This window comes from Lentzea sp. NPDC054927 (assembly GCF_053610285.1).
In genome coordinates this window covers 150203-165526 of record NZ_JBSGXZ010000011.1, presented here as the reverse complement: position 1 = coordinate 165526, position 15324 = coordinate 150203, and the positions used below count along the sequence as shown (strand labels likewise).

Sequence of the window (15324 nt, the reverse complement as noted above, 5' to 3'; positions counted from 1 at the left end):
GCGATAGTGACAGAGAGGTCATCATCGTGGCTCGAAAACTTCGGTATGCGCTCTTGGCGCTGCTCCTAGCGCTCCCACTGTCCGGCGTCGCTCAAGCAGCGGTCCCACCGACACCGCCCGGTTGGTCGCTGGCCTGGTCGGACGACTTCAACGGCGCCAACAACACCGCGCCGAACACCAACAACTGGATCGTCGACACCGGCCACGGTTACCCCGGCGGCCCAGGCAACTGGGGCACCGGGGAGATCCAGCGCTACACGAATGACCGCGCCAACCTGCGCCTCGACGGCACCGGCAACCTGCGGATCGTGCCGTTGCGCGCGGCCAACGGCGAGTGGACGTCGGCCCGCATCGAGTCCCGCCGGGCGAACTTCAAGGCACCGGCCGGCGGCGTGCTGCGCATCGAGGGCCGAATCCAGATGCCGAACATCACCGGCTCCGGCGCGCTCGGCTACTGGCCCGCGTTCTGGGCGCTGGGCGCGCCGTACCGCGGCAACTACTGGAACTGGCCGAGCATCGGCGAGTTCGACATCATGGAGAACGTCAACGGCATCAACAGCGTCTGGGGCGTGCTGCACTGCGGCGTGAACCCCGGCGGCCCGTGCAACGAGACGAACGGTCTCGGCGCCTCCCGTGCCTGCCCCGGCAGCCAGTGCCCAGGCAACTTCCACACCTACCGCTTCGAGTGGGACCGCTCGGTCAGCCCGAACCAGTTGCGCTGGTACGTCGACGGCCAGCAGTTCCACACCGTGCGGCAGAACCAGATGGACGCGACCTCCTGGAACAACATGACCTCTCACCAGGGCTACTTCATCCTGCTGAACGTCGCGATGGGCGGAGCGTTCCCGAACGGCGTGGCAGGCCGCGGCACTCCTGTCCCGGAAACGACGCCCGGCCGTTCGATGGCCGTCGACTACGTGGCGGTGTGGACCCGACCGTAGTTACTCCGGCTAGCCCCACTGCTCCACCACCCCGAAGTCGCTAGCGTGAAAGCAGGGGACTTCGGGGGAAGGTGGAGCAGTGGGGGATTTCGCGCGCCGGGACGTGCTGTCCTGGCTGGGGAAAGGCGCACTCGGAGCGGTCGCGCTGGGTGCTGTGGGGCACCCCGCGATGGCGGCGAGCGGCGTGACCGTGCTGCGCGGGGCGACGCTCATCGACGGCACCGGTCGTTCGCCTGTGCGCGACGCGACGATCGTGCTGGCCGGCGACCGGGTCCTGGCCGCCGGCCGCCACCGTGACATCCCACGTGGCGTGCGGGTGATCGATCTGGCCGGGAAGTACGTGATCCCCGGCCTGTGGGACATGCACACCCACGCGACGTTCCTCGAGGACACCGTCGCACCGCTGCACGTCGTCCAGGGCGTCACCGGCATCCGCGAGATGTGGGGCCAGCCCGAAACGCACGACACCCGCCGTCGCATCGAGTCCGGCGAGATCCTCGGCCCCCGCATGGTGATCGCCAGCGCGATCGTCGACGGCCCCGGATCGATCTGGCCCGGCGCGGACATCGTCCGCACCCCGCAGGAGGCCCGCGCCGCCGTGCGCAGGGCCAAGGACGGGGGAGCGGACTTCGTGAAGGTCTACTCGTTCCTGTCTCCGGAGTGCTACGCCGCCATCGCCGCGGAGGCCCGCAGCCTGCACATCCAGTTCGCCGGCCACGTACCTGCCCGCGTGCCGGTGCAGGACGCGCTCGCACAGCACACCCACGAACACCTCTACAACCTGTTCACGTCCACTTCGGACAACGCCGACGCGCTGTACGCCCAGCTTCGCGCCATGCCCGACGACCCGGCAGACCCGAACTGGTGGGGCCGCCACGGAGGCCGCATCGAACGGGCCGCCGTCGCCACCCACTCGCCGGCCCGTGCCCGCAAGCTGTTCGCGGCCATGGCCGAGAGAGGCACCTGGCAGTCGCCGACGCTCTTCGTCGAACGGAACATGTCCCTCTCACCCGAGACCATCGCGAACGACCCGGTGGCCCTCGAACGGATGCGCTACGTCTCGGTGGCCCTGCGCGCGCAATGGCAGCTGATCATGTCCGGCCGCCCGACGCGCACGCCCGAGCAAGTGGCGGAACTGCGGAAGTTCGGCGACGCCCGCATGCGCCTGCTGCGCGAAATGCACGAGGCAGGAGTCGGTGTCGTCGCGGGCACGGACGCGGGGTTCGCCTACGTGTTCCCCGGCTTCTCGCTGCACGACGAACTCGCGCTCCTGGTACAGGCCGGGCTCTCGCCCACGGCGGCGCTGCGGGCGGCCACCAGCGAAGCCGCGCGCTGCCTCGGACTGGAGCACGAGACGGGCACGGTCACGCCCGGCAAGCAGGCGGATCTGGTCGTGCTGGACGCGGACCCGTTGCGGGACATCACGAACGTCAGCCGCGTGCACGCCGTCGTCAGCCGGGGCCGTTACCTCGGCCCGGCCGATCGTGCCCGCATTCTCCGGGAGATCGAGGTCGCCGCCCAGGAACCGGTCGAGGCACCGGTGACGCCGACGGGGTGCTGCGTGCACTGATGTGGCCCCCGCCACCGTGATCGTCAGGATCGCGTCAAGGTGCGGGCCACCCGTGTCAGGGTCTCGTCCGGGATCTGGGCACGGACCGCCGTCAGGCGTGTGCTGGACGCATGACACTCGCCGAGTTGTTGCCCAGCATCGGATGCGCCACCGAGCCGGTGCTGGAAGACGGTCTCTGGCCGGACGGCACCCGCCTGGCCGGCCAGGACCTGGTCATCGGTGGACTCCCGGCCACGCAGCTGGCGGCCCGCTTCGGCACCCCGTGCCAGGTTCTGGACGAATGCACGGTCCGCGGCAGGGCACAGGCCTTCCGCAACGCCCTGCCGGCCGCGGAGGTCGTGTTCGCGGGCAAGTCGTTGCCCTGCCCCGAGGTCTACCGGTGGATGGCGCAGGAGGGTCTGTCCCTCGACGTGTCCTCGGCAGGGGAACTCGCGCTGGCCAAGGCCGCGGGCTTCCCGGCGCAGCGGATCGTCATGCACGGCAACGTGAAGACCGCGGAGGACCTGAAGGCCGCCCTGGAGTACGGGGTCTCCCGGATCGTCGTCGACTCGCTCGACGAGATCGCCCAACTGGGTGCGTTGGCGACGCACGGCCAGGAAGTCATGATCCGGGTGACGCCCGGCATCGACGCCCGCACGCATGCCAAGATCGCGACCGGCGTCGAGGACCAGAAGTTCGGTTTCTCGCTCGCGTCCGGCGCGGCCATGGAGGCGATCCTGCGTGTCGTGGAACAGCCGTCGTTGAGGCTGGTGGGCGTGCACTGCCACATCGGATCGCAGGTCAGACACGTGGCGAGCTATGAGGAAACCGTGCGACGGATGGTCGGCCTGATCGCGTCCTGCGGCACCAGGATCGAGCAGCTCGACCTCGGCGGAGGCTTCTGCGCGCCGTACCTGCGGGGTGACGAGGACTTCGACCTCGCGGGGTTCGCGCACCGGATCACCGGCGCCCTCAACTACGAGTGCGCGCTTCACCGCATGCCGCCACCGCGCGTGCTCATCGAGCCAGGACGATCGATCGTCGCGAACGCCGGCGTGACCCTGTACCGGGTGTGCGCGGTGAAGCGAGGTCTGACGCGCACCTTCGTGGCCGTCGACGGCGGCATGAGCGACAACCCGCGCCCCGCCCTGTACGGCGCCAAGTACGCGGTCCGCCTCGTCGGCCGCGGCGGGAAACCCACGCCGGTGACGGTCGTCGGCCGGCACTGCGAGGCCGGCGACGTGCTGGCCGAGGACGTGCTGCTCCCTGCCGACGTGCACGCCGGCGACCTGCTCGCCGTCCCCGCGACGGGCGCCTACCACCACGCGCTGGCCTCGAACTACAACCAGGTGTGCCGGCCGCCGATCATCGCGGTCAAGGACGGAGTCGCGAGGCCGATCGTGCGCAGGGAAACCGAGGAGGACCTCCTGCGCCGATACCTTTGATCAAACCGCCGACGAGTCGAACGTTTGTTCCCTAGAGTGGCGCGATGCACTCGTACGCCTACGTGGCCGACTCCCGGCTGGACGAGACGCGGCGCGCCCTGGGACTGCAGACCTCCGGCGGCAGGGCGCCGAACCCGCGTTTCTTCACCGGGTTCCTCGGCGATGCGCAGCAGGCCGCGACGGCGTTGCTCGCCATCGCCAAGATCGCGGGCACCCGCTACTTCCAGCCCACCTCCGAACGCCTGCGGGACCCGGTCGTCACCTGCAACGGCGACCGGCTGCGCTTCGAGTCGTTCTCGGGCTGCTGCGGTGTTTACGCGCGCCTGGACGTCCTGGGCGACGCCCTCGAGGGCGAGGTGCACGATCGCGGCACCACGAACGTCGACGTCAACGAGCCGCTGCGGCGTGCCCTCGCCCGCGTGACCAAGGGCGACCCGCTGCACCTCACGGTGGGGCCCGACCAGGTCGAGTTCGGCACGCTCGACGGCGCGGTCGTCGAGAAGAAGGTCCCGCTGCCGCCGCGCTGGTTGCGGGGCTTCGCCGAAACCCAGGTCCTCACCTCGAAGTTCGACCTGAAGGCCGAACTCGCCCCGATGGACGCGCAACGGTTCCTCAAGACACTGCCCAAGGGACGCGCGGCGGTGTGGGCGGTGCCGTCCGGGAAGTCGTTGCGGCTCAGCGGAACGGCCTCGGCCAACGCCGTGTGCCTGGCGGGCCCGAACCGCCTGGAAACGCTGATCCCGTTGCTGCGCTTCGCGAAGGCCGTCCGGCTCTACGGCCCACCGGCCGACGGCAAACCCGTCGCGAGCGGCTGGGAGGTCGACCTCGGCTCGCAGCGCCTGACGCTGGTCCTCTCGCCCGAGGTGACCCGCGGCCTGTCCGGTGAGGGCGCTGTCCTCGACGGTCTCGCGGCCGGAGACGCCGACACCGACGCCGAACTCATCGGCGCCCTGCTCGACTTCGAACCCCGCGTGGACATCGCGGACCTGGCCGACCGCTCCGGCCTCACCCCTGCCAGGGTCAAGGACGCGCTGGCACAGCTCGGCACGTCCGGGCGAGTGGGTTACGACCTCGCCGAGGCGTCGTACTTCCATCGCGAACTCCCGTACGGCGGCGTCGACATCCAGGCCATGAACCCCAGGCTGCGCAACGCGAAGGCGCTCGTCGAGCAGAACGCCGTCAGCTGGGACGGCGAGACCGCGCTGGTCGGCGACTACCGCGTCAACGGCGAGGCGTGCACCTGCCAGTGGTGGGCCGAGTACCGCGGCGGGCGCGGCAAGTGCAAGCACGTGCTGGCCGCGGACATGGTGAGGGGCAAGGCGTGAACTTCGACAGAATCCAGACCCTGATCGAGTCGGACCAGCTGCTCGCGCTCGGCGAGGTGCTGAAGAGCCTCACGCCGGAGGAACGCAAGGAACGTGCCGCCGACCTCGTCGCGTACGAGAAGGAGCGCCGGGCGTCCGGGCGGAACTGGGAACACCACGCGGCGATGCACATCGCGGGCATCGGGCTGCTCCCGAACGCGTCCACGCTCGCGCCGTGGCTGGTGCGCTACCAGATCTGGTGGCATCGCATGAGCCAGGAGAACGGCACGATCGAGGCCCTGAGCGTGCTGCGGCACCGTGACCCCGCGTGGCTGCCTGATCTGGTCGCACGGATCGCCACCAGAATGCCGACCCGCGAGCCCGGCCGGCACGACCTGCTGAGGATCGTGCTGGAGTTCTGCGGGGACAACCCGCCGGACTCGGACGGGTTCCTGCTGGCGTTCATGGACTTCGGCGGCCACACGCGCTGGAGGCCGTCCTTCGACGCGTTGATCCCGCGCATGCTGGAGGTCGTCGGAGCCGGTGCGATCTTCGCGAACACCTGGCAGTGGCCGCAGTTCCTGGGGGAGCGGGCAGACCGGCAGGTGCTCCTCGACGGCTGTCTCGCCCGGCTCCAGCAGGGCGGCAGCGCCAAGGAGATGGAAGGTTTCCTCGCGCTGCACAAGACTCTCGACGTGACGTTGGACGAAACAGCCGTTCACGCACGGGACTACGTCGCGATGCTGCCGGACTCGCGGTCGACCGTCGCAATGCTCGCCCAGGATCGGCTGAAGTCGTTGGACGAAGCCCAAAAGCTCGACTTCAGCCTGCTGTGCGACGCGAGCCGCTGGGTGTTCGGCCGCACCGAGAAGAAGCTCATCCGCGCCCAGCTCACGTGGCTCGGCAAGCACGCGAAGTCCACTCCGGACGAAGTGGTGCTGACCGCCGCCGAACTGTTCGCGCACGAGTCCGACGACCTGCGCGGCCAGGCCGTCAAGCTGATCGCCAGGCTCCTGCCGAAGATCAGCGACTCGACGAGGGCCGAGCTCCTGGCGTTGGCCGAACAGCTGCCGGCCGACATGGCCGAGCAGCTCGGCAGCACCACTACGCAAGAAGAGTCCGCCGCGCTCGTCCCGTTCGTCCCGAAGCTGTTCCCGGACCCGATCGCCACCCTCGACGAGCTGACGGGCGAGGTGCTGTCGTTGTTCGGCCGCAACTCCCGGTACGTCGACCCGATCACCGCGGAACGGATCATCGCGGCGATCGTCCGGTTCGCCTGGCAGGACCGGGAAGCGATCGCCAGGGCGTTCCAGCCGATCTACGACAAGTACCCGTGGATCCAGAACCGCGACGCCTACAACACCTACCCGGACCACGCGACGCGCACCGCCTGGACCGAGTTCCTGGCGGTCCTCTCGGTCGTCTCCGCTCCACCGAACGAGGCCGAGTCGGCGCTGGACCCCGATCAGGCGTGGCTGGTGCAGCTGGATCGGGCCCGATCAGGGTCGGTGGGCCAGCAGCTCACCCTCAGGCTGCACGAGATCGAGCAGGGGCTGGAGAAGTCGCCGCGCCCCGCCCTGATCTCCACCCCGACGGCGATGTCCGGTCTGCTCGACCCCGCCACGCTGCTGGAACGGCTGGCCGAGGCGGAGGCGGAGGGCTGGGAACCGTGGCCGAACGACCTCGAGCAGGCGTGCCACCGGCTGCCCCGCGAGGTGGACGCCGAGGTGTTCGCGTCCTTGCAGGGCAAGACGGGGGAGCGGCTGCGAGAGTTGATCTCGTTCCGGACCGATCCGGAGACCGCCGTCGAGGAACGGACCTACCGCTACCCCACCTACTACCGGGGTCAGCAGGAGATCACCGACATCGGCCTGCTCGTGACCGTCACCCCTGGTCTGGAAGAGCCCGAGCAGCACCTGCGGGCGTACGACGAGTGGGGCCCGATGATCGAGTGGTGGCCGTCGGTGCTGCCCTCGCAACGGGAGGTCGTCGCCGCCCACCTGGTTCCGCACCTCCGATCCCGCATCGCCTCGAAGGGCAACGACGGGCCGCTGCTGCCGATGCTCGCGGAGGCTGACGGACCGGCCGGCCCGGCTGTGCATATCGCGCTCGCCTACGGTCTCGCGGCCGAGGCGGCCGTGGGCCGCGCCTGTGCGGTGGACGGCCTGCTCGTCCTCGCCTCCCGCGACCAGCTCGACGGCGAGGTGCTGGGCGATCTCCTCGGTCAGCTGCTCGAACGCGGCGACGTCGCGCTGAACCGGGTGGTGCCGGGTCTGCGCGACGCGGCCCGTTCCGGTGCGTCCGCCCAGATCTGGGACGCGGTGAAGTCCGCGCTGCCGAAGTTGTGGGCGCACAACAGGGTCGCTGACGTCATCGAGCTCGCGGTCGAACTGGCGCAGCAGCTCAAGCCCGGTGGCGAGGTCGGCGGACTCGCGGAGGTCGCCGCGCGCAAGGGTTCCAGCAAGGCGGTCGTGCAGGCGAAGCGGCTGGCGAACGCACTAGGCTGAACGCATGGACCTGGGACAGATCATCGCGGAACGGCAGATCGAGGCTGTGGCGCCGGACGGATCACGGTTCGACGTGGTGGTCAGGTTCGGCGCCCCGCGGCCGGACCCGTTGAGCAGCAACGGCGACTGGGAGTGTCCACATCAGATCGTGGGCCTCGGCGACGACGCGGTTCAGGCGGCGTTCGGCGTGGACTCGCTGCAGGCGTTGCTGCTCAGCGTCTACGCGGTGCGGATCAAGCTGGCCGAGTCGGACACCACCCTGGACTGGCTGGGCATGCCCGAACTCGGCCTCACCGTGGCGCCCCAGCTCAGTTAGCGAACACCGGGTAGTGGTCGGACAGATCCGTGTAGGTGTGCTTGCGTCCCCATGACGTGATCGACCACTCAGGACTCTTCACCCGCCGGGTCTCGTTGCGCAGCACCGGACCCTGCACCGTCAGCACGTAGTCGAGGTGCTCGGAGGCGTACTCGGGCCCGTACTGGTCGCGGCAGACGCTGTTGTCCGCGCAGTCCCACGAGAACGGGTGCCCGCCGATCTCCGGTGTCGAAGCGCCCAGCTCGGTGACCATCCGCGGGAACTCGTCGCTCGCCTTGACCACGTTCATGTCGCCCGCGACGTACACGGGCTCGGTTGCCGGGATGGACCGCGCCGCCAGGAAAGCCTTGATCTCCGCACGCTGCGCGGCACGGTATCCCGAGGGCGCGCTGGTGCAGGTGGAGTCCTCGGCCTGCATGTGCGTACCGATCACGTGCACAGGCCCGGTCGGCGCCTCGATCCGCACGTACGCGAAACCCTTGTTGGAGAACCAGTCCGCGCCACACCCGCCGCGGTACACGTGCTGGATCCGGGTGGTGATGGGCCATCGGCTGAGCACCGCGACGCCGCCGTCCTCCGGCGTCGAGTCGCTGTAGGCGCCGCTCGTCACGTCCCACCCGGCGCGGCTGCGGCCCAGCACCGGCGTCTGGTGCGGGTAGGTGTCGCGCAGGTTGGCCAGCAACCGGTCGGAGGCGGCGTTGTCGAACGCCTCGTTGAGCACGACCACGTCCTGGCCGTTGACGACTCCGGTGCTGTCGATCAGGTCGGCCCGCGTGAGCTGGCCCCAGTTCGGGTAGAGGTTCCGCGACAGCATGAAGACGTTGTAGGTGGCGATTTTCGGGGCGGCGGGGGCTGCGACCGCGGCGGGAGCGGCGGAGATCGTCAGCGCGACGGCGGCGGCGAGCGTGATCAGGCGCATGAGGCCCGATGGTGGCGGACGTGAAAGTCCTTCACAACCGCCGGGGCATGGCCCGATGGTGTCGTATCGATCAAGAGTGGATGAATCGCGGCGACGGTGCCGGCCCGGCCGGGCATCAGGTCACCGCAGCCGGTTGAGGTCCGCCCCCGACTTGTCGACCAGCGCCCGCATCGCCTCGTAGGCGGCCTCGGGGTCACGAGCGGCGATCGCGTCCACGACCGCGCGGTGTGACGGCACCGGGTCGTCGTCCACGTTGCCGTGCACGAGCTTGTCCCGTTCGGCCAGCCCGATCGCGATGATCCGTTCGACCTGGGTGAGGAACGCGTTGTGCGTGCCGGCCATCAGCAGCCGGTGGAACTCCAGGTCCGCCCGGACGGTCGCGGCCAGGTCGCGCGCGGCGGCCATCCGGTCCAGCGCGGCGGACAACGCCTCGATGTCGGCGTCCGAGGCGCGTTCGGCGGCCAGGCGGGCGGCGGCGGGTTCGACGATCACCCGCATCTCGGTGAGCTCGTCGAACAGGCCGGGGTCGGTGTCGGACTGGGTCTGCCAGCGCATCACGTCGGTGTCGAGCAGGTTCCACGACGAGCGCGGCTGCACGAACGTGCCGCGCTTCTGCCTGGCGTCGATCATGCCCTTGGCCGAGAGCACCTTCAGGGCCTCACGCAGCGCCGTCAGCGACACGTCGAGTTCTTCACGCAGTGCCGGGAGATCGAGGGTGTCGCCCTCGCCGATCTCGCCGGCGAGGATCCGGCCCGCCAGCGCCTCGACGGTCTGGCCGTGCACGCCACGAAGCCGCTTCTCGCTCATGGGACCAGATCATACGGCACATCATAAATTATGAATTATTCTTGACTTGATCATGACGTGGGCGCAATCTGTCCGCCATGGACAGGCGTCACTTCCTCCGCGTCACCGCCGCCGCGGGTGCCGGGTTGCTGGTCAGCGGCACGGCTTCCTGCGCCACCTCGGCGTCCTCCGGCCCGGTCACGCAAGCCGCGGGCACGGCCACGATCCAGTCCAACCTCTCCGCGCCGGCCGCCAAGGCCGCGATCGAGGCACTGGTGAAGGCGTTCAACGACAGGAAGGGCTCGCAGGCCTCGGTCAACACCGTGGCGTCCGAGACCTTCCGCACCCAGCTGCCGAGCTACCTCACCTCGGCCAACCCGCCCGACCTCTACACCTGGTACCCCGGCTCGCTGCTCAAGGGGTACGAGGAGAAGGGGCTGCTGCTCGACGTCAGCGACGTCTGGCAGACCATGGGCGACTACCCGCAGTCCTTCAAGACCTTGAGCGGCAAGGTGTTCGTGCCGACCACCTACTACTGGTGGGGCTTCTTCTACCGCAAGTCCAACTTCGCCAAGTGGGGCGTCACCCCGCCGAAGACCTGGCAGGAGTTCGTCACCCTCTGCCAGACGTTGCAGGGCAAGGGTGTCATCCCGCTCGGCATGGGCGCGGGGTCCGACTCGCCGTGGACGGCCTCGAGCTGGTTCGACTACTTCAACATCCGGATCAACGGCGCCCCGTTCCACCGCGAACTGCTGGCGGGCAAGCAGAAGTTCGACGACCCCAAGGTGAAGGCCATCTTCACGCCGTGGCGCGAAGTGCTGCCGTTCACCGACCCGAACGGCACCGCGATCGGCTTCCAGGAGGCCACGACCGCGTTGCTGCAAGGGCGCACCGGCATGCTGCTCACCGGCGCGTTCTTCGCCGACGCGGCCCCGAAGGACGCGCTCGACGACATCGACTTCTTCCGGTTCCCGATCATCGACCCGAAGGTGGCGCTGGCGGAGGAGGGCCCGACCGACGGGTTCTTCGCGAGCTCGAAGTCACCGCACGTCAAGGAGCTCAAGGAGTTCCTGACCTTCGCCGCGACGGCGGAGGGACAGGAGGTCTACATCAAGAACTCCTCGGGCACGATCCTGCCGACGCACCCGAACGCCAAGGACTCCGGCACACCGCTCGTGACCAAGGGCCGGCAGCACCTCAAGGAGGCCGCGGAGATCACGCAGTTCTTCAACCGCGACTCCAGCGACGCGCTGCAGCCCACCGCGGACGCGGCGCTGATCAAGTTCCTCCAGCAGCCCGACCAGCTGGACTCGATCCTCGCGACCTGGCAGAAGGCCGCCGAGCAGGTGTGGTCGTCCTGACATGACCAGAAGCTTCGCCAGGGTCCCTCCGGTCCTGCTGCTGTTCGTGCTCATCCCGTTGCTGGTGGAGGGGTTCTGGGTCTTCTGGCCCGCACTGCAGGGGTTCTGGCTCGCGCTGACGAACTGGGACGGCGTCTCGCCGCCCCAGTTCGTCGGGGGAGCCAACTACGCCAGGATGATCGACGACCCGGTCTTCCACACCGCCGTCACCAACACCGCGATCTGGCTCGTGCTGTTCGGCGGGCTGTCCGCGGTCGGCGGCCTCGGGCTGGCCGTGTTGCTGCAGAAGGAACGTCGTGGCGTCGGCATCTACCGGGCAGCGCTGTTCGTGCCGGTGGTGTTCTCGCTGGTCGCCACCTCGTTGATCTGGCAGGTGCTCTACCAGCCGGGCGGGATCTTCGACAGCAGCCCGCTGGCCGACCCGGACACGGCGTTGTACGCGGTGCTGGTTCCGGCGCTGTGGCGGCAGGTCGGGTACGTGATGGTGCTGTACCTGGCCGGGCTCAAGGGCATCGACCCCGGCCTGTACGAAGCGGCCACTTTGGACGGTGCCACGGCCTGGCAGAAGTTCACCAACGTCACCTGGCCGCAGCTGCGGTCGGTCAACTCGGTCGTGCTGTCGGTGATCGTGATCGACTCGCTGCGGTCGTTCGACGTGGTGTGGTCGATGACGCGCGGCGGGCCCTACCACTCGTCCGAGCTGCTCAGCACGTACATGTACTCGACGGCGTTCCAGTCGCTGAAGCTCGGCTACGCCTCAGCGTTGGCGGTAGTCATCTTCGTGCTGGCGTTCGGCGTGATCGTGACGTACCTCGTCCGTGCGTTCAGGGAGAACTGAGATGTCCAGTAGCACTTCTGGCCGCGTCTTCCACGCCGTGGCGGGCACGATCTCCGTGCTCTGGCTGCTGCCGATCGTCGCCGTCCTGGTCACCGCGATCCGCTCGTTCGACGACATCGCCGCCAACGGCCTCGCATCGCTGCCCCAGTCGTTCACCCTGGCCGGGTTCGCCGACGCGTGGACCAACGGCGGCGCCGGCGCGATGTGGAACAGCATCCTCGTCACCATTCCGACGGTGTTCCTGTCGCTCGCGCTGAGCTCGGCGGCGGCGTACGCGTTGAGCCGCTTCGAGATTCCCGGCCGGCGCACGATCATCCTGCTGATGCTCGCGGGCAACCTGCTGCCGCCGCAGATCCTGCTGGTGCCGGTGTCGAAGCTGACCGAGGTGCTCGGCATCTACGACACGCTGTTCGCGCTGATCGTGGTGCAGGTCGGGTTCGGGCTGGGCTTCTACACGTTCGTGCTGCAGGGCTTCATGCGCTCGATGCCGAACGAGGTGCAGGAGGCGGCGACCATCGACGGCGCCGGTCCCGTGCAGATCTTCTGGCGGATCGTGCTGCCGATGACCAGGCCCGCGCTGGCCGCCCTGGCGGCGCTGGCGTTCACCTGGATCTTCAACGACCTGCTGTGGGCGATCACCGTGCTGCGGTCGTCGTCCGTCATGCCCGTGACCCCGGCGCTGCTGGCGTTGCAGGGCCAGTACGTGTCGAACTGGAACGTGATCGCGGCGGGGTCGGTGATCGCGGCGATCCCGACGGTGGCGGTGTTCCTGCGGTTCCAGCGGCACTTCATCTCCGGACTCGCGGTGGGAGCTGTGAAATGACCTGGACGCTGAGGATGGCCACCACCTCCTACACGGTGACGGTCGAACCCGGCGGTCGTTGGGCGGAGCTGGTGGCGTGGGGTCCGCACGGAGTCGAGTGCGGGCCGTCGCCGCTCAAGAACCTCGGCGAGATCCACTTCATCACCGAGGCCGACGCGGCTCCGATCGAGTACGCGCCGCGCGGGCAGCGTCCGTTCACCGGCGCCGACCTGGAGCTGGACGGTGACTCGTGGTTCACCTTCGACGGCGCCACCGAGTCCGGCGGTGTGCTGCGCCTGGCGTTCGTCGACGAGATCGCCGGGATCCGCGCGGTGCTCTGCTATCGGCCCGAAACCACCGTCGACGTGCTCGCCCGCTGGGTCGAGGTCACCAACACCCGAGATGAACCGCTGCGTCTCGCCAGGATCGGATCGGCGGGCGTGTGCCTGCCGGTGAACAGCCCGCAGCTGTCCTTTTTGCACGGTGAGTGGGCACGCGAGTTCCAGCTGGACCACGTGACCCTCCCCGCGGGCGGGTTCCGAGTCGGCAGCTCCTACGGCGTTCCCGGGCACAACTACGCGCCCTGGTTGTCCGTGGACGACACGTGGGGCGTGTCGCTGGCGTGGTCCGGTTCCTGGGAGATCACGGCCGAGGTCGAGCCGTCCGGACTGACGCGCCTGCGCGCCGGGATGCTCGGCCCGGTCGTGGTCGAGCCGGGCGAGACCTTCACGACGCCCGAGGTGGCGCTGGCGTACTCGACCGACGGCCTGACGCGCGTATGGCACGCTTACGACCGGCTGCGGTCGAGGCCCGCGAGGAAGCCCGTGCTGTACAACTCCTGGGAAGCCACCGGGTTCGAGGTCTCGCTCCCGAAGCAACTCGAACTGGCCCGGATCGCCGCCGACCTCGGAGTGGAGCTGTTCGTGGTCGACGACGGCTGGTTCGTCGGCCGGCACGACGACACCGGCGGCCTCGGCGACTGGTACCCCGAGTCACCGGACTTCGGTGCGTTCGTCGAGGACGTGCGCGCGATGGGCCTGGAGTTCGGCCTGTGGGTCGAACCGGAGTGCGTGAGCCCGAAGTCCCAGCTCTGCGCCGACCATCCGGACTGGGTGTACCGGCTGCCCGGCCGGGAGCCGACGCTGATCCGCAACCAGATGCTGCTCAACCTCGGCCTGCCCGAGGTGTACGAGTTCGTCGTGTCCACTTTGGATCGCCTGCTGACCGAGTACGGCATCAGCTACCTGAAGTGGGACATGAACCGCCCGGCCACCGAACGGTCCGGCGAGCTCGACGACGCGCACGTCCGCAACTACTGGCGCGTCCTGGACCATCTCCGCACGAAACACCCGCACGTGCTGGTCGAAGGCTGCGCGGGCGGTGGTGGCCGGACCGATCTGGCGACCACGGGCAAGGTGGACGTGGTGTGGCCCAGCGACAACACCGCGCCGCTGGACCGCCTCAAGATCCAGCACGGGTTCCTGCACATGCACGCCCCGCACCTGATGTCGTCCTGGGTCACCGACGCGCCCGGCATGTTCGATGTCCGGCCGCGCTCGCTGAAGTTCCGTTTCGTGCTCGCCATGGCCGGCGTGCTGGGCATCGGCGCGGACGTGCGGCACTGGTCGCCTGCCGAACGCGAGGAAGCCGCCGTGCTCATCAAGCGGTACAAGGACATTCGCGAGGTCGTGCACGGCGGCGAGGTGCACCTGCTGAACGACGCGATCCAGTACTCCGCTGAGGACCGTGTCGTCGTGCTGGCCTGGAACACGGGCTCGCTGACGGGCGTGCCGGTCGTGCCCGGTCAGTCGTCACGGGTGAAGCTGAAGGGGCTGACCGCTCAGTCCTATGTGGACGAGTACGGGGAGGTCTACTCCGGTGCGCACCTGGTCCACGTCGGGCTGCCGTTCGACTGGTCCGCTGCGAACGACGCCGACGTGGTGGTGCTCAAGCCTCTCTGATCAGGGCTTTGATGTCTTCCAACGGCGTGCGGGCGAGGGTTGATCCGACCCCGCACGCCACCGCGCCGGCCTCCAGCCACGTCGGAACATCCGCCGGTGCCACCCCGCCTGTCGGCACCAGCGGCGCGTGGGGGAGCACCGCGAGCACGTCCTTGACCCACTGCGGCGTGGGCGCGGGGAACACCTTCACGGCGTCCGCGCCCAGCTCCATGGCCTGGACGACCTCGGTGACGGTGGCGGCGCCGGGAAGAACCGCCGCTCCGTACCGGTGGCCTGCGCGGATCACCGACGCCTCGAGGTTCGGCGCGACCAGGAACTGGGCACCAGCGCGCACCGCGGCGACCGCCGAAGCCTCGTCGAGCACGGAACCGGCACCGATGGTCGCGGACGGGAAGTCGGCGCGCAGGCGGTTGATCGCGTCCAGCGCACCAGGGTTGGTCAGCGGGAGTTCGAGCGACGTGAGGCCCGCGTCCAGCAACGGAACGGCGGCTTTCAGTGCTGACTCGGTGTCGCCGGTGCGGATGATCGCGATGATGCCCTGCCGCACGACTGCCTGGGTGATCTCGTAGCGGTAGCTCACGCCCGCCAGCCTACT

Annotated in this window: 13 protein-coding genes; 10 read left to right on the top strand and 3 right to left on the bottom strand. The window is 69.1% G+C overall.

Annotated elements, in window-relative coordinates; genetic code table 11:
* Positions 1-26: 26 nt before the first annotated feature.
* The 6 genes from ACWGE0_RS19060 (at position 27) to ACWGE0_RS19035 (ending at position 8062) form a co-directional block, all read left to right on the top strand.
* Positions 27-941, top strand: a complete 915-nt coding sequence (locus ACWGE0_RS19060) for a glycoside hydrolase family 16 protein (protein WP_452262206.1) — start codon at positions 27-29, stop codon at positions 939-941.
* A gap of 79 nt (positions 942-1020) precedes the next feature.
* The gene (locus ACWGE0_RS19055; RefSeq protein ID WP_452262205.1) at positions 1021-2511 is read left to right on the top strand and encodes an amidohydrolase family protein; all 1491 of its coding nucleotides are present in this window, start codon (positions 1021-1023) and stop codon (positions 2509-2511) included.
* Between the two features lie 110 nt (positions 2512-2621).
* The gene (gene lysA / locus ACWGE0_RS19050; RefSeq protein WP_452262204.1) at positions 2622-3935 is read left to right on the top strand and encodes a diaminopimelate decarboxylase; all 1314 of its coding nucleotides are present in this window, start codon (positions 2622-2624) and stop codon (positions 3933-3935) included.
* Positions 3936-3979: 44 nt separating this feature from the next.
* Entirely contained in the window at positions 3980-5260 is a 1281-nt protein-coding gene (locus ACWGE0_RS19045) for an SWIM zinc finger family protein (RefSeq protein WP_452262203.1), read from the top strand.
* Positions 5257-7746 carry a DUF7824 domain-containing protein gene (locus ACWGE0_RS19040; RefSeq protein ID WP_452262202.1) on the top strand — a complete coding sequence of 830 codons (2490 nt, stop codon included), beginning with the start codon at positions 5257-5259 and terminating at the stop codon, positions 7744-7746. The genes ACWGE0_RS19045 and ACWGE0_RS19040 overlap by 4 nt, the downstream gene beginning before the upstream one ends.
* 4 nt (positions 7747-7750) lie before the next feature.
* Positions 7751-8062, top strand: coding sequence for a DUF6968 family protein (locus tag ACWGE0_RS19035; protein WP_452262201.1), 312 nt, complete (start codon positions 7751-7753; stop codon positions 8060-8062).
* Here ACWGE0_RS19035 and sph read toward each other — a convergent pair.
* Both sph and ACWGE0_RS19025 read right to left on the bottom strand, forming a co-directional pair.
* Positions 8055-8981 carry a sphingomyelin phosphodiesterase gene (gene sph / locus ACWGE0_RS19030; protein WP_452262200.1) on the bottom strand — a complete coding sequence of 309 codons (927 nt, stop codon included), beginning with the start codon at positions 8979-8981 and terminating at the stop codon, positions 8055-8057. The genes ACWGE0_RS19035 and sph overlap by 8 nt on opposite strands.
* A 120-nt stretch (positions 8982-9101) precedes the next feature.
* Positions 9102-9788, bottom strand: coding sequence for a FadR/GntR family transcriptional regulator (locus ACWGE0_RS19025; protein WP_452262199.1), 687 nt, complete (start codon positions 9786-9788; stop codon positions 9102-9104).
* Between the two features lie 77 nt (positions 9789-9865).
* Here ACWGE0_RS19025 and ACWGE0_RS19020 point away from each other — a divergent pair, with 77 nt between their 5' ends.
* From ACWGE0_RS19020 to ACWGE0_RS19005, 4 genes are read left to right on the top strand one after another with little or no spacing between them, the layout of a single operon-like run.
* The gene (locus ACWGE0_RS19020; RefSeq protein ID WP_452262198.1) at positions 9866-11128 is read left to right on the top strand and encodes an ABC transporter substrate-binding protein; all 1263 of its coding nucleotides are present in this window, start codon (positions 9866-9868) and stop codon (positions 11126-11128) included.
* A gap of 1 nt (position 11129) precedes the next feature.
* On the top strand, positions 11130-11966 hold the full coding sequence (locus ACWGE0_RS19015) for a carbohydrate ABC transporter permease (protein WP_452262197.1): 837 nt from the start codon (positions 11130-11132) through the stop codon (positions 11964-11966).
* A 1-nt stretch (position 11967) separates the two neighbouring features.
* Complete coding sequence (locus ACWGE0_RS19010) at positions 11968-12789, top strand: carbohydrate ABC transporter permease (protein ID WP_452262196.1); 822 nt, start codon at positions 11968-11970, stop codon at positions 12787-12789.
* On the top strand, positions 12786-14729 hold the full coding sequence (locus ACWGE0_RS19005) for an alpha-galactosidase (RefSeq protein ID WP_452262195.1): 1944 nt from the start codon (positions 12786-12788) through the stop codon (positions 14727-14729). Before ACWGE0_RS19010 ends, ACWGE0_RS19005 begins: the two co-directional genes overlap by 4 nt.
* On the opposite strand, the gene ACWGE0_RS19000 is transcribed toward ACWGE0_RS19005, so the two are convergent.
* Positions 14716-15309, bottom strand: coding sequence for a bifunctional 4-hydroxy-2-oxoglutarate aldolase/2-dehydro-3-deoxy-phosphogluconate aldolase (locus tag ACWGE0_RS19000; RefSeq protein ID WP_452262194.1), 594 nt, complete (start codon positions 15307-15309; stop codon positions 14716-14718). The genes ACWGE0_RS19005 and ACWGE0_RS19000 overlap by 14 nt on opposite strands.
* Positions 15310-15324 lie beyond the last annotated feature (15 nt).